This window comes from Brachybacterium sp. AOP3-A1-3, assembly GCF_052378285.1.
Classification (GTDB): domain Bacteria; phylum Actinomycetota; class Actinomycetes; order Actinomycetales; family Dermabacteraceae; genus Brachybacterium.
Map to the genome: position 1 here is coordinate 25,460 of NZ_JBQSXM010000010.1, position 24,208 is coordinate 49,667.

Below are 24,208 nucleotides of genomic sequence, written 5' to 3' on the forward strand. Positions count from 1 at the left end.
GGCGGTCGAGACTGCACCACGTGTCGTTGAGAACCCTCTCACCGACACGTGGTGCAGTCTCGACTGTGGAAGTGGCCTTGTCGGACTGGTCCCGCCGACCCCAGCGCCCCGGGTGCTCAGTCGCGCACCAACCCCGTCAGCCGGCCACCATCCTCGTCACCCGGCCACCAGCCCTGGCAGCCAGGTGCTCAGCAGCGGGAAGAAGGTGATGACCAGGAGCACGGCGAGCATCGGGACGAAGAAGGGCAGGACGCCCTTGATCACCCGGGTCACCGGAACCTTCGTCACCGAGGAGAGCACGAACAGGACCAGCCCCACGGGCGGGGTGAGCAGGCCGATCATCAGGTTGAAGATCATCATGACGGCGAAGTGCACCGGGTCGATGCCGTACACATCGGCGATCGGGGCCAGCACGGGCACCAGGATGAGGATCGCGGCCGTCGGCTCCAGGACTGCGCCGACGATCAGCAGCAGGATGTTGATCAGGAGCAGGAACACCAGCGGACGATCCGTGATCTGCAGGATCATCTCCGTCATCACTTGCGGGGCCTGCTCGCGGGCCAGCACCCAGCCGAACAGCGATGCGCTGGTGACGATGACCAGCACGCTGCCGGTCGTCTCCACCGTGGAGGCGGCGATCCGGCCCAGGGACTTCCCGTTCAGGGTGCGGTAGCACAGGGCGAGGATGGCCACGTAGGCCACGCCCAGGGCGGAGGCCTCGGTGGGCGTGACGATCCCCGACAGGATCCCGCCGAGGATGATCACGGCGGCGCCCGCGACGGGCAGGGCCTTCACGACGTCCTTGACCCGCTTGGCCGCCGGGGGCTTCTCCAGGCGGAGGTCATCGCGCTTGCGGGTCTGGATCCAGACCATGACGCACAGGGCCGCGACCAGCACCAGCGCCGGGACGATCCCGGCCATGAAGAGGGAGCTCACCGAGAGGCCGGCGGTCACGGCGTAGATGATCGCTGGGATCGAGGGCGGGATCATCGGGGCGATCAGCGAGGCGGCGCCGGTGATGCCGAGCGCGAAGCCCTCGGGATAGCCGCGCTTCGTCATCGCCGGCACCTGGATGCGACCCATGGCGGCGGCGTCGGAGATCGCCGCGCCGCTCATCCAGGAGAACCCGAAGGACGTGGCGATGTTGACGTAGCCGAGCGAGCCGCGCACGTGGCCGATCGCGCTGGTCGCGGCGTCGAACAGACGGTCCGTCGCGCCGGAGACGTTGGCCAGGTTGCCCAGCAGGATGAACATCGGCACGGCGAGGATCGCGAAGTCGAAGACGCCTGAGGCGGTCTGCTGCGCGGCCAGGGCCGCCGTGGCGGTGTCGTCGATGATGATGTAGACGATCGACGGGATGAGCAGGGCGATCCACACGGGGACGCGCAGGGCGAGCAGCACGAGCAGGGCTGCGAACATGATCAGCAGAACCATGGGGTCACAGACCTTCCATCGATGCGGCCTTCTCGACCGCGTCCGGGACTTCGGCAGGATGGCGCAGGTACATGACGATGTTCAGGGCGGTGTGCCCGAGGATCATCAGGTAGCCCACGAACACGGCGCCGTACAGCAGGGGCATGGGCAGGGAGGTCGCGGTCATCCGCAGGGGGCCCGTCAGCAGCATGAGGGAGATGGCGGCCCACACCATGTAGGCCGACGCCGCCACGACCGTGAGCATCGAGAAGATCTGCGTGGCGGTCGCGAGCTTCCGGGGCAGGTACACCGCGAGGATGTCCACTGCGATGTGCGCGTTGCGGGAGGCGACGAATCCGGCCCCGACGAAGGTCAGCCACACCACCAGCAGGCGGGCCACCTCCTCGCTCCACGGCAGGGGCATGTTCAGCACGTAGCGCGTGAACACCTGGAAGATGATGATCGCGAAGACGGCGATCAGCAGGGCTCCGGCGACGAACCGCTCGGCGTCCACGAACAGGGCGTAGGGCTTCCACTTCCGTTCGTAGTAGTCACGCTCGATGTAGGTGTCCAGGTCAGGGACCTGGCCGTCGTGCTCGCCCTCGATGGGCCGGGGTGACTGCATGCTCATCGGACGGACTCCTGGATCTCGAGGTAGAGGTCGCCCCACGGCACCTTGGAGGGGAACTCCTCGGCGATGAGGCTCTGGAAGGCCGCGACGTCGACGTCGTCGTTGATCGTGATCGTGCCGTCGTCCTCCCACGTCTGGAGGGTCTCCTGCTCGGCCTCGACGATGCAGTCCCGCGTGGCGATGCGGGCCTTCTCCATCGCGTCCTCGAACCCGGTCTTCTCGTCGGCCGTCAGCGATTCCACGAACTTCTCGGAGGAGACGATGTTGACCGCCTGCACCATGTGCCCGGTGAGGTTGAGGTAGTCCTGGACCTCGTAGAACTTCTGGACGTCGATCGTGGGGATCGGGTTCTCCTGGGCGTCGATCGCGCCCTGCTGGAGCCCGAGGTAGGCCTCGGAGAGCGCCATCGGCGTGGCGCTGCCGTGCATGATCGCGAAGCTCGTGATGTACAGCGGCGCATCGGGGGTGCGGATCTTCAGCCCGGCGAGGTCGTCCGGCTCGGTGATCTCGACGTTGGAGGTGATGTGGCGGGTGCCGTAGTACCAGGTGGAGTTCACGCGCAGACCGGTCTCCGCGGCCATCTCGTCGTACACCTCGGCCATGATCGGACCGTTGGTCGCCTCGTCGAACTGGTCGACGTCGGTGAATAGGAACGGGGCGTCGAGCACTGCTGCGTCGGGATACCAGACCCCCAGGAAGGAGGGGCCGACGACGCCCAGCTCGAGGCCGCCGGTGGCGATCTGCTCGGTGGTCTCGCCCTCTCCGCCGATCTGGCCCGAGGGGTAGGTCTCCACGGTGAAGCCGTCGTCGGCGAGCTCGGTGCGCAGCGTCGCGGCGCCGCAGGACTCGACGGGGTGGGCGGGGTCGTACTGGTGGGCGAAGCGGATGACCCGGGAATCCGGGTCCACGGTGGCCTTCTCGATCTGGCTGGTGTCGACGGGCTCCCACAGCCCGCACCCGGCGAGGGCGAGGGTGGTGAGGGCGGAGGCGAGGATGGCGGCCGGTCGGCGGCCGCGACGGCTCGGGGTCATCGCGGGCTCTTCTCTGCGAGGGGGGTCGGGAATGGGAGATCGTGCTGGTCGGCGAGGCGTCGGAGCTGCTCGAGGGTTGACGGTGCGACCTCGACGGTCTCCGCGTTCTCGAGGAGACGGGCGTGCTCGAGATCCCCGGGGGCGAGCACCGGGGAGTCGGGATGGGAGGACCGGACCTCGTCCTGGAGCTCGGCGACCCGTGCCCGGATCGCGTCGGCATCGCCGAAGGCGGTGAGGTCGAGGGCGATCAGGACGTGTCCGGTGTTCATCCGGGAGGACTGGTCCTGCCAGATGTCTACGGTCTGGAAGGCGAAGGATGCGCTGGTGAGAGCAGCGGAGAGGCCTTCGAGCAGCACCGAGATGCCCGACCCCTTGTGGCCCCCGAAGGGGAGCAGGGCGCCCCCGTCCAGCACGGCGGCGGGATCTGTGGTGGGCCGTGCGGCCGCATCGACGCCCCAGTCGTCCGGGATGTCGGCGCCCTCGTTGCGGGCGGCGACGATCTTGCCGTACGCGCCGGCGGTGGTCGCGAGATCGGCGACCAGGGGGTGCGGTCCGGCCGACGGAAGAGCGACCGTGAGGGGGTTGGTCCCCAGCACGGGCCGGGAGCCGCCGAAGGGGGTGGCGACAGGTCCGGTGGTGGAGGTGAGGATCGCGGCGATGCCCTGTTCGGCGAGCTGGTTCGTCCAGTACTGCCCGGCCCCGTAGTGGCTGGATCCCTGCACGGCGACGGTCGCGATGCCGTGGGTGCGTGCGGACTCCGCCACGAGGTCGACGGCGCGCTGCATGACGACCTGGCCGAAGGCGCAGGCTCCGTCGAGCACCGTGACCCCGCCGAACTGGCGCACGATCCGCGGTTCAGAGATCGGATCTATACCGCCTGCGGCGATGACCTCGAGATAGAGGGGCAGGCGGAGCAGTCCGTGGGAGTGGATCCCTGCGCGATCCGCTGCGAGCAGCGAGTCGGCGACCAGCCGAGCGGTGGACTTCATGGCTCCAGCCTGCTCGAGCAGTGAGGTGGCCAGCGCGCAGAGGGCGTCTGCGGCGTAGCGTGGTGACGTCATCGTCACGGTCCTTTCTCTCCGGAGTCTCCGTAAACTATATAATCTACGACACAAAGACAAGAGGCGCGACCCTCAAGACGTCGGAGGTTTCGGGCGAGCTCCGGGAGCCTGTGGTTCAGGGGCCGGTGGCCCGAGGGTCTGCGGCCCGGGGGCGTGCGGTTCGGCGCCGTGTGGTGAGGAGCAGCCCCAGTGCGGCGACGGCCATCAGCACTCCCATCGAGGAGAGGGCGAGGCGGTAGTCGTCGAGGCTCGCGGCGCCGTCGGGCGCCAGCACGTCCAGCAGCACGCCGACCAGCAGCACTGAGAGCAGCGAGAACGAGTAGCCGCCGATGTTCACCATGCCCGTGGCGGTGCCGATGGCCCGGCGGGGGACGCCCGTGCGCGCGAGGTCGAAGCCGACGGAGCAGGTCGCGGAGCCGACGGCCAGGGCGATGATCAGCGGCATCAGCTGCCAGGGGGCGAGCTGGCCCGGGGCCAGCAGGGTGCCCACCCATGCCACGGAGAGGACGGCGCCGGCGATCCAGCCCAGCCGAGCGCGGTGGTGGGGGAAGCGGCCGGTGAACACCCCGATCAGCGGACCGATCGCCACCATGATCACCACGTTCACGGTGAGCAGCGTGCCCACCTCCGCAGGACTCAGTCCATGGCCGAGGGTCAGGAAGGGCACGCCCCACAGGAACAGGAAGGCATTGACCGAGGCCAGCGTCAGCGCGTGCAGGAAGAAGCCCGACCATGCCGCGCGGGAGGTGAACACGTCCCGCAGCACCTGGGCCGGTCTGGCCGGCTCCGGGGGAGCGGCGCCCGGCTCGCCCGGCGGCTCGTCGCGCACCACGGCGAGCACGAGCAGCACGCTCAGCAGCAGCAGGAAGGCCAGCGAGGACCACGCCGCGGTCCACCCGGCGCCCACCAGCAGTGCCAGGAAGGGGACTGCGGCGACGGCCTGCCCGAACTGGCCGATCATCGTCGCGAGCTGGGTGAACAGCGGCACCTGCCCGGTGGGGAACCAGGTGGCGATCAGCCGCACCACGCTGATCAGGGTGGCGGCGTCCCCGACCCCCGTGAGCAGGCGCGCGACGAGCGCCGTGGGCACGTCGGTCGCGACGGCGAGCAGCACCTGCCCGGCAGCCATGGTCACGGTCCCGAGGACCATCATCCGCCGCGGCCCGATCCGATCGAGCAGCAGACCCGCCGGGATCTGGGCGGCCGCATAGGTGCCCAGCTGGACCACGCCGAACAGGCTCAGCACCGCTCCGTCGATCCCGAACCGCGCCGACGCCTCGACGCTCGCCACCCCGAAGGATGCTCGGCCGGAGACGGCGCACAGGTATGCGAACACCCCCACCGCCCAGACGAGATGGGCGCGGGTGAGTCGAGGGGCGGCGGAGGTGGTCACGGCAGCAGTGTCACCTCGATCCCGATCGGGCGGAGTCGAGGTCGTCGGGATCGCGACGGTCGGTCCTGTCGGAGCCCGCCTCGACGGACCTGTCGCCAGACCCGTCGGCCCGGCGGCGTCCCGTGCCGCGCCCTTCGATGCTGCGTGCGCTGGCACTGCGTGCTCCGACGTCGCGTACGCCGATGCCGCGCGCCCCGACCGCGAGGGGTTCGCCGCGGTCGTCGAGCCCGTCCTCGTCGGGATCGCTCAAGGTGCCGTTGCGCTTCAGGAACCATGCGGCGATGAGCGGTGCCGTGATCGCGGAGATCAGCACGGCCGTGGCGACCTGCACGGTGGCGACGTCCACGTACTGCTCGAAGCGTGGATCGGCGGAGGCGATGATCGCCGGGGTGACGATCGAGTTCCCGGCGGTGGTGCCCGCGACGAAGCCGATGCCGGCGCGTTTCCCCCGGCGCAGCAGGAAGCGGTAGGCGAGGTAGGTGGTGCCGCCTGTGAAGGGGGTGACCAGCAGGCCCAGGACGATGCCAGTCATGCCGCCGGTGAGGATCGCGCTGATGTCGATGCCGGTGCCCAGGCCGAAGGCGAAGAAGGGGATCACGATGTTCGGGACCGGGCGCATGATCTCGGTCCAGCGGTGGTCGATGTTGCCTACGATGATGCCCAGGATCAGGGGGATGATCGCGGCGGCGAAGGCGTCCAGCGGGATCGAGCCGAGGCCGGCCGCGCCGATGAACAGCATGGTGAAGAAGGGGCCGTCGTTGACGGCGGAGGCGACATAGGCGCCACGGTCCGTCTTGGTGCCGTACTTGCCGGTGAAGGCGAGCCAGATGCCGCCGTTGGAGTTGTCGAAGGTCGCGAGCATCGCGAGGATCGAGATGCCCAGTAGGCCGTCGAGGCCCACCGTGAAGCCGAGGCCGACGACGAGCAGACCCGGCACGAGGGTCTTGCCCAGGATGATCGCGCCGGTGGTGCCGGCGACGGGGCCGATGCTGCGCGGGGTGATCTGCATGCCGGTCGCGAAGATGACCAGCGCCATCATTGGCATGGGCGTGGCGAACAGGGCGGTCGTGAAGCTGCCGAGCTCGAGGAAGGCCGGCGCGGTGGTGCCGACGATGGCGCCCAGGATCAGCGGGATGACCATCGTCCCGCCCGGGATCCTGTCCATCAGGCCGTAGAGCGGTGAGCGCAGCTGCTTGAGGTCTGCGGGAGGGGCGTCGTTCATAGGAACTCCTTGTCGCGTCGTTACGAGAAGGGGAGTGCCTCGCGGGCGTCCGGGAGGTCGGGTGGTGAGTCGGACGCGCCGGGTTCAGGTACCGGCGACGTGGCGGTCCCGAGGACGCGGCTGGAGAGCCCTCGGGATTGGCCTATAGGATCTATGGTTCGCGATGGTCCGTCAAGCGTGCTCCGCCGGCCGCACGCCGGGGGGCGCCGGCGCGTCGAGGATCGCCTGGTAGACCACGTCGACGCTCGGCGAGGAGACGATCCGTCGGTCCCGGGTGGCCGCGACCTGTCGACCCTCGGCGAGGGAGCCGACTGGGATCACGACCATGCCGCTGGTGTCCGAGATGCTCGCGGCCAGGGCGTTCAGCACGCCGACGCCGAGCCCGGCGCGGGCCAGGCTGACCACCGACTGCGGCTGCTCGGACTGCCAGGCCAGCGGGATCTCCAGGCCCCACGCCTGCAGCGCGCTGCCCGTATCGGGATCCGCCGCCGCCCCGGGCTGGGCCACCGCGATGAGCGGGTGCGCGACCAGGGACTCGGGGTCCAGTCCCTCGCGGGGGATCGGGCCGGACGGGAGGATCGGGTGCCCGGGAGGGACGATCGCCACGAAGCGCTCGGTCCACAGGTGCACGCTCTGGAGATCGTCCGAGGGCGGATCCGCCGCGAGGGAATGGATCGCGATGTGGAAGCGTCCGGCGCCGATGCCGGAGACCAAATCCGGGGTGGTGTGCTCGGTCAGCTCGATCCGCAGCAGGGGATGCTCGGCGTGCACGGCCGCCAGCACGCCCGGCAGGAAACCAGCGCTCACGCTGGGGTGACAGCCGATGACGACCCGCCCGCGCAGGGTGCCTGTGTGCTGCTCGACGGCCTCGGCGCCGCGTTCGAGGGCCTCGAGCACGGCACGGGCATGCGGGAGGAAGGCGACCCCCAGCTCCGTGGGGCCGATGGGGCGATGGCTGCGATCCACGAGGGTGCCGCCGAGCGCGCGCTCGAGTGAGGCGACGTGCGTGCTCACCCGGGACTGGGCGCGATGCAGCGCCCGGGCCGCGGCGGAGAAGCTGCCGTGGTCGATCACGGCCACGAAGGTCTCCAGCCAGTCGGTCTGTTCGACGCGGGGCATGCATCCTCCTGGGGCGGGGCGGGGCGGGACGGAATGGGACGGACCGAACGAGACGGAGAAGGACAGTACGAGGTGCGGCGCGGAGCGGTGGGCCACTGTCCGGTGTGGTCACGATCCGGTGTCGGGAGAATCCGGCGATACCGCCATCTCCGCAGGTCACCGAGCTGCTGTGACACACCTTACCAATATCGTATATAGGATTTTCGGATCGCGGATCGCGCCCGGAGGCTTCACGACTCCCGGCGTTGGTAGCTTTCGGAGCACCTCGATGCTGAGGACCCGCCGCCACCGGCCACCCCGAGCACACAGCCGTGCAGGCGGCGCTCTCTCCTCGATGTGCACGGCATGTTCCCGCTGTGCCCTGCATCCTCCGACCCTCACGATGAAGTGGAGTCCGCCATGACACGCACCATCCCGTCTCCCAGCACCCCCGCCCGACCCGCTCCGCAGCACCCCGCCCGTCGTCCCGCCAGGCGGCTGCTGTCCGGAATCGCGGGCGCCGCGGCCCTCGCCCTCGTCGCCGCCGGCTGCTCCGGCGGGTCCGGCGACTCGGCCGGTGGGGCCGACGACAGCGCGGTCCAGGCCTGCAACGACATCAACGCCGACTACCCCAGCGGCCCGGTCGAGCTGATCGTCCCGTGGGCCGCCGGCGGCGGCACCGACGGCGTCGCCCGGCTCATCGGCGACCAGCTCTCCGGCCAGATGGGCGGCAACATCAACGTCGTCAACCGCACCGGTGGCTCCGGTGTCGTGGGCCACCAGGCCATCGTCGACGCGAAGCCCGACGGGCAGACGATCGGACTGGTCACCGTCGAGATCGGCATGATGCACCATCAGGGGCTCACCGACATCAGCGGCGAGGACCTCACCGCCATCTCCCAGATGAACGAGGACCCCGCCGGGATCACCGTCGCCGCCGACGCCGAGTGGGAGAGCGCCGAGGAGCTGCTCGCCTACATCAAGGAGCACCCGGGCGAGGTGACCTCCTCCGGCACCGGGCAGGGCGGCATCTGGCACCTCGCGCTGCTGGGCATGCTGATCGACAACGACCTCCCCCTGGATTCCGTGAACTTCGTGCCCTCGGAAGGCGCGGCTCCCGCCCTGCAGGAGATGGTCGCCGGCGGCATCGACATGACCACGAACTCGCTCGGCGAGTCCACCACCATGCTCGACTCCGATCGCGCCAAGGCGCTCGCCGTGATGGGCACGGAGCCCGATCCGAACTTCCCGGACGTCCCGACCCTGCAGGAGCAGACCGGATCGGACTACTCCATGTCGGTGTGGCGCGGCATCGCCGGTCCCAAGGACATGGACGCCACCGTCGTGGAGGAGCTCGAGTGCCACCTCGGCCTGATCGCCGAGTCCGACGAGTTCAACGACTTCATGGCCAAGTCCGGCCTCGGCGTGAAGTACCGCGGCGCCGAGGACTTCCAGACCCTCATGGCGGACGACGACGCCGCGAAGGGCAAGGTCATGGAGGAAGCAGGGCTCGCGAAGTGACCACGGCCGACACCACGAGCACGACGAGGGCGGGCCGCAGCAATCTCGTCATCGGCGTCGCCTCCGTCGCGGTCGGAGCCGTCGTGATCCCCTACGGCGCCTCCATGCCGTACATCCGGGAGGGGATCCCCGGGCCCGGTCTGTTCCCGATGATGATCGGTGGCCTGCTGATCCTGTTCGGTGTGCTGCTGGTCCTCACCAATGTGCTCGCTGCGCGCCGCGAGCGCCGGCATCGCGCCGAGCTCGCGGCGGTCGCCGCCGGCGCCGGTTCCGCCGAGGATGACCCCCTGTCACTGGCGTCGGCCTCGGTCCCGGATTCCGGCGGAGACGTCCCGGCTTCCGAGCTGGAGGCCGTCGCGGTGCTGGACACCGACATCGGCTCCGATGGGGCGCGGCGCTGGATCAACGGCGCTGTGCTCATGGGCGCGATCGTCTTCTACGTGCTGTTCGCCGAGATCCTCGGCTTCCCGCTCACGATGGCCATCCTGGTCAGCGCGATCGTGGGGTCCCTGCGGGCGAAGTGGTGGGTCGCGGTGACGACGGGCGTGCTCGCGTCCCTCGGCCTGTGGTCCATGTTCGAGCTGGCCCTCATGGTCCAGCTCCCCGACGGCATCATCCAGGGGTTCTGACATGATCGAGAACTTCGGAAGCGCCCTCGAGCTCGTCGCCGATCCCACGACGATCCTCGTGATGATCCTGGCCGCGCTGTTCGGCCTGGTCATCGGCTCCCTGCCGGGCATGACGGCCACGCTCGCCGCCGCCCTGCTGGTGCCCTTCACCTTCTTCCTGGACCCGGTCCCGGCGATCGCCGCGATCATCACCATGTCCGCGATGGCGATCTTCGCCGGGGACGTTCCCAGTGCGCTGCTGCGCATCCCCGGCACCCCGTCGTCGGCCGCCTACACGGAGGACGCCTTCGCGCTGACCCGCAACGGCAAGGGGGCCCTGGGCCTCGGCGTCTCGCTGGTCGCCTCGGTGTTCGGCGGCCTGTTCGGCTCCGTCATGCTGATCTTCGTCTCCCCGATCCTCGGGGAGTTCGCCCTGCGCTTCACGAGCTACGAGTACTTCTGGGTGGCCGTGCTCGGCCTCACCGCAGCGGTCATCGTCTCCAAGGGTGCCCAGCTCAAGGGCGGTATCGCGCTCATGGTGGGGCTGCTGGTCTCGACCGTCGGCCTGGACGTCACCCTCGGGTTCCCGCGCTTCACCTTCGGGGAGGATCAGCTGTACCGGGGCGTCGACTTCATCGCGGCGATGATCGGCCTGTTCGGCCTCTCCGAGGTGCTGCGCGCCGTCACCGCGAAGAAGGGCGAATCGATGCCGATCCCGCGGCTCGAGGGCGCGGGCACGCTCCGGCCGACGTTCCGGGCGATCTGGCGCAACAAGGGCCGCGTCGGCTCGGGCTCCATCATCGGCGGCATCGTCGGCGCCCTTCCGGGCGCGGGGGCCGACATCGCGGCCTGGATCGCCTACGCGTTCACCCGCTCCACCAGCCGCGTCCGACCGGGGAAGAACTCGGCGGACGACCAGCGGATCGAAGCCATCTCGGGCGCCTCCAGCGCGAACAACGCGGGCATCGCCTCGGCGTACGTCCCCACGCTCGCCTTCGGCATTCCCGGCGACACCATCACCGCGATCCTCATCGGCGTGCTGCTGGTCAAGGGCATCACCCCGGGACCGGACCTGTTCCTCTACCAGACGGACACCCTGTACGCGCTGTACATCATCTTCATCATCGCGAACCTGCTGCTCCTCCCGCTGGGCTTCCTGCTGATCAGGGCCTCCGGCTTCGTGCTGCGGATCCCGCGCTCGGTGCTGATGGGCCTGATCGTGTCGATCTCGATCTGCGGCGCCTTCGCCATCAACAACGGCTACCTCGAGGTGGGCCTGATGGTGATCTTCGGGGTGATCGGCTATCTCTTCGAGAAGGGCGGCATCCCGCTGGCCCCCGTCGTGCTCGGCATCGTGCTGGGACCGATCGTGGAGCGCACCTTCATGCAGTCGGTCATCAAGACGAACTGGGACCTCACCGAGTTCTTCACCCGCCCGATCAGCGCGATCCTCATCGTGCTGGTGATCCTCGCGATCGCGTCAGCGCCGATGATGGGCTGGCTGGGCCGGCGCGCCGAGCGGGCCACGGCCCTCAAGGCCGCGCAGGACCAGGCGGCGGGTGCCGACACCGATGGTCACGGTGGCACCGACGACGACGCCGACGTGACGGCCTGATCGCGCCTTCTGCGCAGCGACTCTGCTGTGCAGCGACAGCCACGGGTCGGGACCTTCCGTCTGACGACTCTTCTGCGGAGCAACTCTTCTGTGGAGCGACTCTTCTGTGGAGCGACAGGCGCAGGTCAGGAGTGACCGATGCGGAGGATCCGGGTTCGAGAGTGCACCACGTGTCGGTGAGAAGCCGCTCACCGACACGTGGTGCACTCTCGACGCTCAGCCGGCCTCGGGACGCGGCGCTCCGCTGAGCTGGTTCCCAGCAGGACAGGGCCCCGATACCGCCTCCCACGGCGGGATCGGGGCCCTCTGTCGATTGGTCCCTGTACCGACTCGTCCCTGTAGCGACTCGTCCCGTATTTACTGCGCGGGGCTCAGGAGCGGGTGCGCAGATTCGTCATGCCGCCGTCGATGGGGAGCAGCACGCCGGTGGTGGAGCGGTTGCGCGGGGAGGCGAGGTAGCAGTGCGCCTCGGCGACCTCCTCGGGCTCCACCAGGCGGCCGTGCGGCTGACGGGCGTTGAGGGCGGCGCGCTCGGCTTCGGGGTCGTCCGCCTTCTCGAGCAGACGCCCGATCCACGGGGTGTTCGCGGTGCCGGGCACCACGGCGTTCACCCGGATGCCCTCGGCGACCCAGTCGGCGGCCATGGCCAGGGTCATCGCCTGCACGGCGCCCTTGGAGGCGGAATAGAGCACGCGCTCGGGGAGGCCCAGCATCGAGGCGATCGAGGCGGTGTTGACCACCGCTGCGGCCTGGGACCTGCGCAGGTGGGGGAGGGCTGCGGTGGTCACGCGGGCCACGGAGACCACGTTGACGTCGAGCACGCGCGCCCACTCGGCGTCGTCGTTCGCGCCGACCTGGCCTTGCGCGCCGATGCCGGCGTTGTTGATGACGATGTCGATCCCGCCGAGCTCCGCGGCCGCCTGGTCCACCGCGGCCGTGACGGCGGCGGTGTCGGTGACGTCGACCTGGATCTGCAGGGCGCCCTCGGGAGCGCCCGACGGGTCGAGGTCCAGGGCCGCGGTGACCGCGCCGCGGGCCTGCAGTGCACGGATCGTCGCCGCGCCGATGCCGGCGCCGCCGCCGGTCACGATGGCCTTCAGGCCGGCGAATTCTGGTTCGGTCACAGCGGTCATGGTGAGCTCCTCGTCGAGTGGTCGTGCCTACAGGATATGGGGATCGGGGTGGGCTGGAATGGTCCGACCTGGGCTTTCGCGGCCCACGGGTCGCAGCTGCTCGCGATACGGATCGTCATGGTGCACCTGAGCGGTGTTCGCGCTGGTGGGAGGGGTGTCGCGCAGAGATTGTGGATATCGGATAGAGGGTTCCCGGAACGCGGATCACGAGGACGGGTCCTGCCGTCCGGAGCGCTGATAGCGTCCGAAGGGCGTGATCCGGAGCCTCGGCTCCCGATCCCCACCGGACACTAACATCCGATGTCTGCGTCCGGAATGGGTGCCCGTCGTGCACGAAGTCGTGCTCCGGGCCGCTGTCTCCGGGGTCTCCCCGGGGTCGTCGTCCTGTGTCGCGTCGGCATCGATTCCTGAGCATCGATTCCTGAGCGTCGAACCCCATCGCGGAGGAGCCCCCGTGCGAGCACTCGTCCTGACCGACTTCCATCGCCTCGACCTCGTCGAGACGGCACGCCCCGAGCCCGGCCCCGGCGAGGTGCTGCTGCGCCTGTGCGCCACCGGCATCTGCGGCTCCGACTTCCATGGCTTCACCGGCGACAACGGCCGCCGCGTCCCGGGGCAGGTGATGGGCCATGAATCCTCCGGCACGATCGCCGCGCTCGGCGAGGGAGTCGATGCCGCGGCCCTGCCCCTCGGCGCGCCGGCCACCTTCAACCCGGTGGTGGTCCCCCCGGAGCAGGCCGAGCAGTACCGCGGCCGCGAGCAGCACGCTCCGGGCAAGCACGTCATCGGCGTCGCCCAGGACATCCAGGCCTCTTTCGCCGACTACGTGGTGGTGCCCTCCCGCAACGTGCTGCTGCTGGACCCGGCGATGCCTCTCGAGCTCGGCGCCCTCATCGAACCGCTCGCCGTCGCCGTGCACGCCGTGCGGCTAGGCCGGCCCACTCCCGAGGAGAAAGTGCTGGTCATCGGTGGTGGACCGATCGGGCAGAGCGTCGTGATCGCCCTGCAGCGGGCCGGCGTGGAGAACGTCGCGCTGTCGGAGATGGACCCGCGACGCCGCGAGCTCGTCGCCTCGCTCGGTGCGCAGGTGCTGGACCCGTCGGCCGGATCCACCGCGGACCTCGTCGCCGAGGCGCTGGGCGGCCCGGCCGACCTCGCGATCGACGCCGTCGGCCTCAGCGCGACCATGACCGACGCGCTCTCCGCCACCACCCTCGGCGGCCGCGTGGTCCTGGTGGGCATGGGCTCTCCCCGCCTCGAGCTACCGGCCTTCGCGATCAGCACCGAGGAGCGCACCGTCGTGGGCTCCTTCACCTACTCGGCCCAGGACTTCGCCGACGCCACCGCCTGGATCGGCGAGCACGCCGTGGAGGTCGCGCCGCTGGTCAGCGCCGTGGTGCCGCCCGAGAAGGCCCAGGAGGCCTTCACCGCCCTCGCCGCCGGGAAGGGCCCGGCCGGGAAGATCCTGGTCCGCTTCGACGGACAGGAAATTTCCGATCGTTCAGCCCAGGATTCAACCCTGGATTCGTCGCAGGAGGAGACCACCGCATGAGCGCCCATCAGCGCACCATCGCCCACGTCCGCGCCTACACCGTCACCGGCGGCGGCGCCGACTATCACGACCAGGGCGCGGACCATTGGATCGACGACCACATCTCCACGCCCATGTCGATCTACCCCGAGTACGCCGACTCCCGCCAGTCCTTCGGACTGAACGTGCTGGGCACGCTGATGGTCGAGCTCGAGGCCGACGACGGCACGATCGGCTTCGCGGTCTCCACCGGCGGCGAGCTCGGGGCCTGGATCGTCGAGAAGCACCTCGCGCGCTTCCTCGAGGGCGCGGCGGTCACCGACATCGAGCGGATCTGGGACCAGATGTACCGCTCGACCCTGTTCTACGGGCGCCGCGGCATCGTGCTGAACACGATCAGCGCCGTCGACCTCGCCCTCTACGACCTGCTGGGACGCCTGCGCCAGGAGCCGGTGTACGCCCTGCTCGGCGGGCCGGTGCGGGACGAGCTGTCGATGTATGCCACGGGCGCGCGGCCCGATGTCGCGCAGCAGCTCGGCTTCCTCGGCGGCAAGATGCCGCTGCATCATGGTCCGGCCGACGGCGAGGAGGGGATGGAGAAGAACATCGCCCTGCTCGCGGAGATGCGGGACAAGGTCGGCGACGATTTCTGGCTCATGTACGACTGCTGGATGTCGCTCGACGTCGACTACGCGACGCGGCTCGCGCACCGGGCGCACGAGCACGGGCTGCGCTGGCTCGAGGAGGCGCTCATCCCCGACGACTACTGGGGCTACCAGCAGCTGCGCAAGAACGTCCCGAAGGGCATGCTCATCACGACCGGCGAGCACGAGGCCACCCGCTGGGGCTTCCGGCAGCTGCTCGAGATGGGCTGCGCGGACATCATCCAGCCCGACGTGGGCTGGTGCGGCGGCATCACCGAGCTGCTGAAGATCTCCGCGCTCGCCGACGCGCACGGCGCGATGGTGGTGCCCCATGGCTCCTCCGTGTACTCGTACCACTTCGTCATCACCCGCATGAACAGCCCGTTCAGTGAGTTCCTCATGATGCACCCGACCGCCGAGGAGATCGTCCCGATGTTCTCCCCGATGCTGCTCGGAGAACCGGTGCCGGAGAACGGGAAGATCCGGGTGCCGGACACCCCCGGCTTCGGCGTCGAGTTCAACCCCGAGATCCCGCGACAGCGCCCCCACACCCACTGACCCGCGCCGCACATCCCCAGACATAGGATGTATCGCCCTGTGGTCCGGTCGCGCGCAGTGATGCGGCGCCTGGCACAGTGGAGGCACGCGATATCCGGGCGACAGCGGCGAAGCCCACGCCCCACCCCTTCGAAGGAGAGATCCATGGAACTGCGACGACTCGGCCCCCTCGGCCAGGAGAAGCCCGCCCTCGTGCACGAGGGAGTGACCTACCGCCTCGACGACGTCACCGCCGACATCACCGGCGACTTCCTCGCGGCCGACGGCATCGTCCGCGTCGCCGCCGCACAGCAGGCCGGCGAGCTGCCGGTGTGGGAGGACGCGGAGTCCGAGCGCGTGGGCGCCCCGATCGCCCGCCCCGAGGCCGTCATCTGCATCGGCCAGAACTACGCGGCCCACGCCGCGGAGTCCGGCGCCGACGCACCGACGACCCCGATCGTCTTCTTCAAGCACCCCAACACCGTGGTGGGCCCGCACGACGGCGTCCCGATCCCGCCCGGCGCCACCAAGGTCGACTGGGAGGTCGAGCTGGGCGTGGTCATCGGGAAGCGCGCCTCCTACCTGAAGGACGAGCAGGAGGCCCTCGACGTCATCGCGGGCTACGTGACCAGCCATGACGTCTCCGAGCGCGACTACCAGATCGCGGAGTCCGGCGGCCAGTGGTCCAAGGGCAAGTGCGCCGAGAACTTCAACCCCGTGGGCCCCGCCCTGGTGCCCGCGGCCGAGGTCGAGCAGCAGGACCTGCGTCTGTGGTCGAGCGTGAACGGGGAGGCCCGCCAGGACTCCACCACCGCCGACATGGTCTTCACCGTGGCGCAGCTGGTGCACCATCTCTCGCAGTACATGGTGCTCTCACCCGGCGACCTCATCAACACCGGCACCCCGCAGGGCGTGGCCCTCTCCGGCCGCTTCCCGTACCTGAGCGACGGCGACGTGGTCGAGCTCGGCATCGAGGGCCTCGGGGACCAGCGCTCGGTGTTCGTCCAGCGCCGCTGACAAGGCGCCCGCGTCGGCGACCCCAATCCGGAGCCGACGCGGGCGTCCGAGCCGGCGCGATCCCGTGCACAGGGCGCCGGCACCTCGAGAACCGCCCCGACGGCCATCAGGCTGTCGGGGCGGTTCTCTGTGTCGCCGTGAGATCCGGCGCTCGTGCCCACGTCCGGGGCGGGAGGGTCAGCGGGCGGAGGAGAGGCCCTCGTCGATCCGGCGCACCGCCTTGGTGTTGCGCCAGGCGAGCAGCAGGGCGGGGATCGCGAAGATCAGCAGCGCCAGGGCGAAGGCCGGGTTCCAGGCCCAGGCCACCGTGGCCAGGCCGCCGACCAGCACCGCGATCAGCAGCATCACGCGACGGTTGCGCTCGTAGGCGTCGCGCATCTGCCCGAGCTCGGACTTGAGCGCCTCCTGCTCCGCCGAGGTGCGCACCTTCGGGCCGCGCGCGGCCTCCACGGCCGCCTTGCGCTCGGTGCGCGAGACGGTGACCAGCCGGACCGAGTAGGCGATCGCACCGATGAGCACGAGTGCGAACCCGATCCAGTTCTCCCGCGAGGCGAACAGCCACGAGAGCACGAGGCACGAGGCGATCGCGATCAGATAGATGGGGGTGCGCATGGTCCCGGATCCTCTCACGGCGGTCGGGGCGGGGCCTGCGGCGGGGGTGCTCAGGGTGCTCATCCCAGGAAGTCCTGGAAGAACTGGACGAGCGCGATGAGGCCGAAGACGAACAGCGCCAGCGAGCTGACGGCCACGAGGATCTGCGCCGCCTTGTGCATCCGGAACTGCGGCGGCAGCACCTTGTGCTCGGTCCACAGCTGGGCGAAGCCCCAGACACCCAGGGACAGCACACCGCCGAGGATGCCCGCGAAGGAGATCACCGTGGTGTAGCTGATGCCGCTGAACAGCAGCACCGTCGCGCCGAGGAAGGTGTACGCGGCCACGCCGATGCGCACCTTCTGCCAGTTCTTCGGATCCCGCAGGGCCTTGAAGCTCGGGGCGAAGCTCTCGCGGAAGGTGTACGGGTAGATCGTCGAGAACAGGGCCTGCAGCGAACCGAAGAACGCCGCCCAGATCGCGAGCTGGTAGAGGTACACCAGCACCGGGGAGATCACCGAGAAGAAGGCTGCCTGATCGGTGAGGATGTCGTCGTCGCCGGGAACCGTCTCCGCGGCCCCCGAGCCCAGCACCACATCGCCGAGGATGATGAAGGTGAGCGCCAGGATCGTCACCGAGACGAAGGAGGCGAGCACGTCGAGCTTCACGGCGCGCAGCCAGGCGCGGCCGTTCGCGACATTCTCCGGGTCCGTCGACAGGGGGATGCGGGCCTGGTCGGTGTCCAGGCGGCGCAGCTTCTCCTCGAGCTCGGCATGGTTGGGAACGCCCAGCAGGCCCCAGCTCTTCTCGCGCAGGGAGCCGACGTAGCCGATGTAGTCGTAGGTGCCGCCGCCGAGGGCGCCGAGGTAGGCGATGATCTCCAGCGGGATCGGGCGGGAGGCGACATCGGGGAAGCCGTCGCGCACCCAGGCCGGATAGTCGCTGGGCACGCTCGGGATCAGACCCTTGAATGCTTCGGCCCACGGCGGATTCGAGACGAACACGGCCACGAACGCGAAGACGATCATGAGGCCGACCACGACGGTCTGGAAGTTCTCGACGATCTTGAAGCTGCGCAGGAACACCGTGGCGAAGCCGACGACGCCCCAGAACATGCCCCAGACCATCGGATCGATGTCGGTGTGGAACGTCCAGTTCGACCACTGGCCGAGACCCTTGAAGTAGGCCACCGCCCAGGACGGGAAGCAGACCACGGCGAGCACGCCGAGCAGCAGCGCCAGCCAGTTCTTGGGGCCGGGGATGATCTGCGCCCAGCGCTGGAAGGGGTGCTCACCGGTGAGCACGATGTAGCGGCCGCCGGAGTAGACGATCGCGGCCTTCATGATCGCGCAGAGCACGAAGGTCCAGATGATCACCGTCCCGAACACGGCACCGCCGCGTGAGGCGGAGAAGATCTCGCCGTTGCCGATGGTCACGGAGGCGAGGATCATGCCGGGCCCGGTGAACGCGATGAGGTTCCCGAAGCTCCACTTCTTGAGCCGAGGGTCGGCGTCGGGGAACCGGAGCTCCTCGAGGCCCAGCTGCTCGGGCTGTCCTGTGGTCATGTCTTTGGTGCTCCTTGGGCGAGGCGGGGGAGGGGATGCTCGCGGAGGCGGGCGGGGATGGCGCGGAGGTCTCGAGTCCCGCGGGGCCGTCTCGAGGTCGTTCTCGGACGGAGGGCGGTGCGCCCCTCGCGGTACTCTGGGGGAGCTCACGGTGAGACCTCACTCACGTTGTCGCTGACGGTAGGTCGGTGGCGACCCTCCTGTCAACCAGTTCCTACAGGATCGTCGATTCGAGGTGAACCGACGGTCCGCGCCGCCGACGGTCAGGGCCGCAGTCCACGCGATGCGCAGGAGATTTGCCAGGTGCGGCGGATCGGTGCAGGTGCCGGGCTACTCGGTGGTCATCGGCGGGAGAGCGGTCGGTGTCGGAGCTGGATCGGGTCCGGAGCGGACCCGTGGTCACCCTGGGAGATGCACCCGTGGGTGGGGGCGTCGATCTAGCAGGAATCCAATAGGATCGCTATGCTCGGGGTATCGCGCAGCGCTCGGGCGGCCACCGCTCCCTGCGCGCAGGCATCATGGCGTCGGCCCCCCGATCGGCGCCCCTCGACGAAGGAGTCCTCCGCATGACCATCTCCACCGTGACCATCGTCGGCGCCGGCTACATGGGTGGCGGCATCGCCCAGGTCCTCGCCATGGCCGGCTTCGACGTGACCATCGCCGACGTGAGCGTCGACAACGCCAACGCCTCCCTCGAGCGCCTCCAGAAGGAAGCGCGCGACTTCGAGGAGCAGGGCCTCTACGCCCCCGGCAGCGCCGACCTCGTGGCGAAGAACATCTCCGCGGGCAAGACCATCGAAGAGGCCGTCGCCGACGTCGACTTCATCGAGGAGGCCGTCTTCGAGCGGATCGACGTCAAGCGCGACGTGCTCGGGAAGATCTCGCAGCACGCCCGCCCCGACGCGATCATCGGCACCAACACCTCGACGATCCCGGTCAGCGAGCTCGAGAGCGCTGTGACGAACCCCGAGCGGTTCCTCACCGTCCACTTCTCCAATCCGGCTCCCTTCATCCCGGGCGTCGAGCTGGTCGCCGGCAAGGACACCACCCCCGAGGCGGTCGCCGCCGTCAAGGAGCTGCTGGAGAAGTCCGGCAACCAGGGCGCCCAGGTCGCCGACACCCCCGGCATGGTGCTCAACCGCCTCCAGTACGCGCTGCTGAAGGAGGCCACCGCGGTGGTCGAGGAGGGCGTGGCGACCGCCGAGGACGTCGACACCATCGTGCGCACCACCTTCGGCTTCCGCCTGGGCTTCTTCGGCCCGTTCGCGATCGCCGACCAGGCCGGGCTCGACATCTACGCGAACTGCTTCGTGACCTTCGAGAACGCCTTCGGCGACCGCCTCGCGACCCCGCAGATCCTCACCGACTCCGTCGCGGCGGATCGCAAGGGCGTCAAGAACGGCAAGGGCCTGCTCGGCGACTACGACGAGAGCACCTCCGCGGAGCTGATCGCCTACCGCAACAAGGCCTACGCGAAGATGTCGCAGCTCCTCGCCGAGCTCGGCCCGGCCCCGAAGGCCACGCCGACGGCGGAGTGACCCTCGGGGAGATCCCCGTCGGCCGGGACCTGCCCGCCGACGGAGCGTTCCCCCTCTCGATCTCCTCTTCACCCTCCTTCTCATCCGACGGGCACCGCCCGTCGGCCGGGCACTGTTGCCCGGGACCTGAGCCGAACGCTCGGGGCCCGGCACCGACCGGGCCCCGGGCGTTCCGACGTCGGGGCTCCTGCTCGGAGTGATTCCTCAACGTCTGGAGACCCACCCGTGGAAGAACTCGTCCTCGCGGATCGGCCGGTCTGGCTGCTCCTGACGATCGCCGTCGTCGCGATCGTCATCCTGCTCGTCCTCATCATCAAAGCCCGCCTGCACGCCTTCTTCTCGCTGCTGGTCGTCGCGGTCGCCACCGGCCTCGCCGCCGGCATCGGCGTCGGCGACGTGATCGAGGTGGTGATCGGCGGCTTCAGCACCACCGTCGGCACCGTCGCCCTGCTCGTCGGCTTCGGCGCCGTGCTGGGCAGGCTGATCGAGACCACCGGCGGCGCCCAGGTGCTGGCCGACAAGATGCTCGACACCTTCGGGGAGAAGCGCGCGCCGCTCGCCCTTGCCGTCGCCTCGCTGTTCTACGGGTTCCCGATCTTCCTGGACGCCGGCTTCATCGTGATGCTGCCGGTCATCTACACCGTGGCCCGCCGCCTGGGCGGCTCGTTCATGCTCTACGTGCTGCCCTCGATCGCGTCGTTCATGATGATGCACGCGCTGCTGCCCCCGCACCCCGGCCCCACGGCCGCGGCGACCGTGATGGAAGCCGACATCGGCCTCGTGGTGCTGGTGGGTCTGCTCATCGGCCTGCCCACCTGGTACTTCGGCGGCTACCTGGTGGCCCGCGCGATCTCCAAGCGCTTCCCGAACACGCCCGTCCCGGCCCTGCTCGGCGAGCCCCGTACCGTGCCCGCCGACGAGCGCCCCGCCTTCGGCGCCATCGTGCTGGTGCTGCTGCTGCCGCTGGTCCTGATCTTCTTCAACACGGCCTTCTCCACCCTCGAGGCGCAGGGGACCGTGAGCGCCGACAATCTCGCCTTCGAGGTCTCGCGCCTCATCGGCGCGACGCCGGTCGCGCTCGCCCTCTCGGCGCTGCTGGCGATGCTGTTGCTCTACGTCATCCCGCGTCGTCGTCGCGGGCAGCAGGTGGGCGGGCTCCTCGAGGAGCTCGTGGACGACGCTCTCGCGCCGGTCTGCTCGATCATCCTGATCACCGGCGCGGGCGGCGCGTTCGGCGCCATCCTCACCGAGACCGGCATCGGCAAGGAGGTCGCCGACGGGCTCGACGCCCTGGGCCTGCCGCTCATCGTCGCCGCGTACCTGGTCACCATGGCCATGCGCATCGCCCAGGGCTCGGCCACCGTCGCCGCGACCACCGGCGCCTCGATCATGGCCCCGGCGATCATGGCCGGCGACTTCAACTCCATCGCCGTGGCCGCCATGGTCATCACCATCGGCGCCGCCTCGATCGGCTGGTCGCACGTGAATGACTCCGGCTTCTGGCTGATCGGCAAGTTCTGCGGCTTCGACACCGTGACCACCTTCAAGACCTGGTCCGTCGTGGGCACCACCATCTCCCTGGTCGGCTTCGCCCTGTCGGCGGTGGTGTTCGTCATCGCCGCCTGACCCGCGGGCGGCGGCCGCGCCGGCCGCCGCCCGCCTGGCCTGCTCTCCCGCACCGCCCGCCCCGGAAAGGACCTCCACCATGGCCGACTCCCGTCGCCTGCTCGTCCTCGATGACGACCCCACCGGCTCGCAGTGCGTCGCCGGGATCGACGTCGCCTTCGACCTCGACCCCGCGATCCCCACCGAGGTGCTCGCCGAGCCCGGGTCCACCTGCTTCGTGCTGACCAACACCCGGGCGCTCGATGAGGCCGACGCCGTCTCCCTGACCCGTCGCCTCCTCGCCGGGGTGCTCGCGGATCCCGTCACCCGGGAGGGCCTGCACGTCGTCTCCCGCTCCGACTCGACGCTGCGCGGGCACGTCATCGCCGAACCCGCGGCGATCGCGGACGAGCTCGCCGCCCATGACCTCGCGGTCGACGCGATCCTGCTGGTCCCGGCGATGCTCGAGGCCGGCCGGTACACCGAGGGCGATGTGCACTACGCCGTCGTCGACGGGGAGCCGCGCCGCGTGGAGGACACCGACTTCGCCCGCGACGCCACCTTCGGCTACACCCACTCCGACCTGCGGGAGTTCCTCGAGGAGCGCTCCGGGGGAGCGGTCCGCGCGGCCGACGTGCTCAGCATCGGCCTCGACGACATCCGCACCGGAGGCGTCGATCGCGTCCACGAGATCCTCGCCGCCGCGCGGGACCGCCGCTGGGTCGTCGTCAACGCGACGGAGTACTCCGACATGGAGATCGTCGCCGAGGCCGTCGCACGGCTCGAGGCGGAGGGCCGCACCCTCATCAGCCGCTGCGGACCGTCCTTCGTGCGCCCGCTGGCCGGGCAGAGCGGCGCCGAGGTGGTGGGCGCGGACTCCATCACGATCCCCGAGGGGCGGCTGGACCACGGGCTGGTCGTCGTCGGCTCGCACGTGGGCCTGACCACCACCCAGCTGCGCGCCGTCCAGGAGCGCGGCACCCTGGTCGAGGTCGAGCTCCAGGTGCCGTCCCTGCTCGATGGCCGCCGCGAACAGTACCTCGACGAGGTCGTCGAGAGGCTGCGGGAGGCCCTGCTGGAGGACGACTGCGTGCTCTACACCAGCCGTGACCTGGTGCGTACCGATGATCCCGCCGAGTCGCTCGCGATCGCGCGCAGCGTGTCCGACGCCGTGGTCGAGGTGGTGCGGCGCGTGCGGTCGGTGAAGCCGGCGTGGGTGGTCGCGAAGGGCGGCATCACCTCCCACGAGGTCGCCGCGAACGGGCTCGGGATCCGTCGGGCCCGGGTCGAGGGTCAGTTCTGGCCCGGCCAGGTCTCGCTGTTCTCCGCGCAGGAGGCTCCGGAGGAGGTCATGGGCGCGCCGTACGTGGTGTTCCCCGGCAACGTGGGCGGCGAGCAGGCGCTGGCCGACGTGGTGGACCGCCTCACCGCCGCCGTCGCCGCCGTCGCGCCTGTCGCCGCCGTCGCGCCCGCACCGGACGCGGCACGCGCCACGGCCACGATCGGATGGATCGGCCTCGGCGCGATGGGGGCGCCGATGGTCCGCACCGCCGGCGCCGCGGGGTTCGCCGTGCGCGCCTTCGACCTGAGCCCCGACGCCCGTGAGGCGGTGGCCGATGCCGCGACCCCTGTGAGCAGCGCGCTCGAGGCGGCGACCGGCGCGGACATCGTCGTGGTCATGGTCGCGACCCCGGCCCAGCTCGAGTCGGTGCTGTTCGGCGACGGCACCAGCAACGCCCCTGGCACTGGCGGCATCGTCTCCGCGCTCACCGCTGACACCACGCTGCTGATCATGTCCACCGTCGGCCCCGCCGCGATCGAGGAGACCGTCACCGCGCTCGACGGCATCACGACGCATGTGGTCGACGCGCCCGTCTCCGGGGGCGTGGCCCGCGCCGGGACCGGTGACCTGCTGATCATGGTCGGCGGCGCAGAGCCCGATGTCGCCGCTGTGCGCCCGCTGCTGGACGCGCTCGCCGCGAACGCCCCCGTCGTCGGCCCGCGCCCCGGGGACGGCCAGCGCTTCAAGGTCGTCAACCAGCTGCTGTGCGGGGTGCACATCGCCGCCGCCGGCGAGGCGCTCGCGCTCGCCGACTCCATGGGACTGGACCTGGCGCAGGTCCACGAGGTGCTGAACACCGGCGCCGCCGCCTCGTTCATGTTCGGCGACCGGGGCGGACGGATGGTCGAGGGAGCGCACGATGGCGCAGCGTTCGACGAGGTCCGCTCGGCGCTCAGCATCTTCGTCAAGGACATGGGCCTGGTGAGCGAGGCGGCCCGCGAGGTGGGCCAGGAGGTGCCGCTCGCGGCGTCGGCCGAGGCGATCTACCAGTGCGGCAGCGAGCTGGGCCACGACCGCAAGGACGACTCGATCGTGTTCGACGTGCTGCGCGGCGAGAAGGGCTGACCGGGTCGACTGTGATTCCCTGGGACTCCGACGAGCGAGGAGGAGTG

General features: G+C 70.0%; 19 protein-coding genes. 9 read left to right on the plus strand and 10 right to left on the minus strand.

All coding sequences use genetic code 11. The features are described 5' to 3' along the window. Nucleotides 1-156 precede the first annotated feature (156 nt). From ACT3T5_RS13645 to ACT3T5_RS13675, 7 genes are all read right to left on the minus strand, one after another. Nucleotides 157-1,434: a TRAP transporter large permease gene (locus ACT3T5_RS13645; protein WP_444577486.1), complete on the minus strand. Its 1,278-nt coding sequence runs from the start codon at nt 1,432-1,434 to the stop codon at nt 157-159. A 4-nt stretch (nt 1,435-1,438) separates the two neighbouring features. Then, nucleotides 1,439-2,044, minus strand: coding sequence for a TRAP transporter small permease (locus ACT3T5_RS13650; RefSeq protein WP_444577484.1), 606 nt, complete (start codon nt 2,042-2,044; stop codon nt 1,439-1,441). Continuing rightward, entirely contained in the window at nt 2,041-3,075 is a 1,035-nt protein-coding gene (locus tag ACT3T5_RS13655) for a DctP family TRAP transporter solute-binding subunit (protein WP_444594600.1), read from the minus strand. Before ACT3T5_RS13655 ends, ACT3T5_RS13650 begins: the two co-directional genes overlap by 4 nt. Further along, nucleotides 3,072-4,136 carry an Ldh family oxidoreductase gene (locus ACT3T5_RS13660; RefSeq protein ID WP_444594601.1) on the minus strand — a complete coding sequence of 355 codons (1,065 nt, stop codon included), beginning with the start codon at nt 4,134-4,136 and terminating at the stop codon, nt 3,072-3,074. Before ACT3T5_RS13660 ends, ACT3T5_RS13655 begins: the two co-directional genes overlap by 4 nt. A 115-nt stretch (nt 4,137-4,251) precedes the next feature. Then, nucleotides 4,252-5,529 (minus strand): MFS transporter, encoded by a 1,278-nt coding sequence (locus ACT3T5_RS13665; RefSeq protein ID WP_444594602.1) that lies wholly within the window; start codon nt 5,527-5,529, stop codon nt 4,252-4,254. 10 nt (nt 5,530-5,539) lie between these two features. After that, nucleotides 5,540-6,751, minus strand: a complete 1,212-nt coding sequence (locus tag ACT3T5_RS13670) for a 2-keto-3-deoxygluconate permease (RefSeq protein ID WP_444594603.1) — start codon at nt 6,749-6,751, stop codon at nt 5,540-5,542. A 171-nt stretch (nt 6,752-6,922) separates the two neighbouring features. Next, the gene (locus tag ACT3T5_RS13675; protein WP_444594604.1) at nt 6,923-7,870 is read right to left on the minus strand and encodes a LysR family transcriptional regulator; all 948 of its coding nucleotides are present in this window, start codon (nt 7,868-7,870) and stop codon (nt 6,923-6,925) included. Nucleotides 7,871-8,269: 399 nt separating this feature from the next. Here ACT3T5_RS13675 and ACT3T5_RS13680 point away from each other — a divergent pair, with 399 nt between their 5' ends. From ACT3T5_RS13680 to ACT3T5_RS13690, 3 genes are read left to right on the plus strand one after another with little or no spacing between them, the layout of a single operon-like run. Then, nucleotides 8,270-9,370, plus strand: coding sequence for a tripartite tricarboxylate transporter substrate binding protein (locus ACT3T5_RS13680; protein ID WP_443426773.1), 1,101 nt, complete (start codon nt 8,270-8,272; stop codon nt 9,368-9,370). Then, nucleotides 9,367-9,999 carry a tripartite tricarboxylate transporter TctB family protein gene (locus ACT3T5_RS13685; RefSeq protein WP_444594605.1) on the plus strand — a complete coding sequence of 211 codons (633 nt, stop codon included), beginning with the start codon at nt 9,367-9,369 and terminating at the stop codon, nt 9,997-9,999. The genes ACT3T5_RS13680 and ACT3T5_RS13685 overlap by 4 nt, the downstream gene beginning before the upstream one ends. A gap of 1 nt (nt 10,000) precedes the next feature. Continuing rightward, nucleotides 10,001-11,593 carry a tripartite tricarboxylate transporter permease gene (locus ACT3T5_RS13690; RefSeq protein WP_444594606.1) on the plus strand — a complete coding sequence of 531 codons (1,593 nt, stop codon included), beginning with the start codon at nt 10,001-10,003 and terminating at the stop codon, nt 11,591-11,593. Nucleotides 11,594-11,964: 371 nt separating this feature from the next. Here ACT3T5_RS13690 and ACT3T5_RS13695 read toward each other — a convergent pair whose 3' ends face one another. Beyond that, on the minus strand, nt 11,965-12,726 hold the full coding sequence (locus ACT3T5_RS13695; protein ID WP_443426770.1) for an SDR family NAD(P)-dependent oxidoreductase: 762 nt from the start codon (nt 12,724-12,726) through the stop codon (nt 11,965-11,967). Between the two features lie 454 nt (nt 12,727-13,180). Between ACT3T5_RS13695 and ACT3T5_RS13700 the strand changes: the two genes are divergently transcribed. The 3 genes from ACT3T5_RS13700 (at nt 13,181) to ACT3T5_RS13710 (ending at nt 16,455) form a co-directional block, all read left to right on the plus strand. Then, nucleotides 13,181-14,278, plus strand: coding sequence for a zinc-dependent alcohol dehydrogenase (locus ACT3T5_RS13700; protein WP_444594607.1), 1,098 nt, complete (start codon nt 13,181-13,183; stop codon nt 14,276-14,278). After that, nucleotides 14,275-15,459, plus strand: coding sequence for an L-rhamnonate dehydratase (gene rhmD / locus ACT3T5_RS13705; protein ID WP_444594608.1), 1,185 nt, complete (start codon nt 14,275-14,277; stop codon nt 15,457-15,459). The genes ACT3T5_RS13700 and rhmD overlap by 4 nt, the downstream gene beginning before the upstream one ends. 144 nt (nt 15,460-15,603) lie before the next feature. Then, nucleotides 15,604-16,455, plus strand: a complete 852-nt coding sequence (locus tag ACT3T5_RS13710; RefSeq protein ID WP_444594609.1) for a fumarylacetoacetate hydrolase family protein — start codon at nt 15,604-15,606, stop codon at nt 16,453-16,455. A 177-nt stretch (nt 16,456-16,632) separates the two neighbouring features. On the opposite strand, the gene ACT3T5_RS13715 is transcribed toward ACT3T5_RS13710, so the two are convergent. Both ACT3T5_RS13715 and ACT3T5_RS13720 read right to left on the minus strand, forming a co-directional pair. Then, on the minus strand, nt 16,633-17,130 hold the full coding sequence (locus ACT3T5_RS13715; RefSeq protein ID WP_444577466.1) for a hypothetical protein: 498 nt from the start codon (nt 17,128-17,130) through the stop codon (nt 16,633-16,635). Continuing rightward, a complete protein-coding gene (locus ACT3T5_RS13720; RefSeq protein ID WP_444594610.1) occupies nt 17,127-18,611 on the minus strand; it encodes an Nramp family divalent metal transporter in 1,485 nt (494 codons plus the stop codon). Before ACT3T5_RS13720 ends, ACT3T5_RS13715 begins: the two co-directional genes overlap by 4 nt. Nucleotides 18,612-19,177: 566 nt before the next feature. Between ACT3T5_RS13720 and ACT3T5_RS13725 the strand changes: the two genes are divergently transcribed. The 3 genes from ACT3T5_RS13725 (at nt 19,178) to ACT3T5_RS13735 (ending at nt 24,161) form a co-directional block, all read left to right on the plus strand. Then, entirely contained in the window at nt 19,178-20,149 is a 972-nt protein-coding gene (locus tag ACT3T5_RS13725) for a 3-hydroxyacyl-CoA dehydrogenase family protein (protein WP_193117635.1), read from the plus strand. 225 nt (nt 20,150-20,374) lie between these two features. Further along, nucleotides 20,375-21,775, plus strand: coding sequence for a GntP family permease (locus tag ACT3T5_RS13730; RefSeq protein ID WP_444577462.1), 1,401 nt, complete (start codon nt 20,375-20,377; stop codon nt 21,773-21,775). Between the two features lie 79 nt (nt 21,776-21,854). Continuing rightward, a complete protein-coding gene (locus tag ACT3T5_RS13735) occupies nt 21,855-24,161 on the plus strand; it encodes a four-carbon acid sugar kinase family protein (protein WP_444594611.1) in 2,307 nt (768 codons plus the stop codon). Nucleotides 24,162-24,208 lie beyond the last annotated feature (47 nt).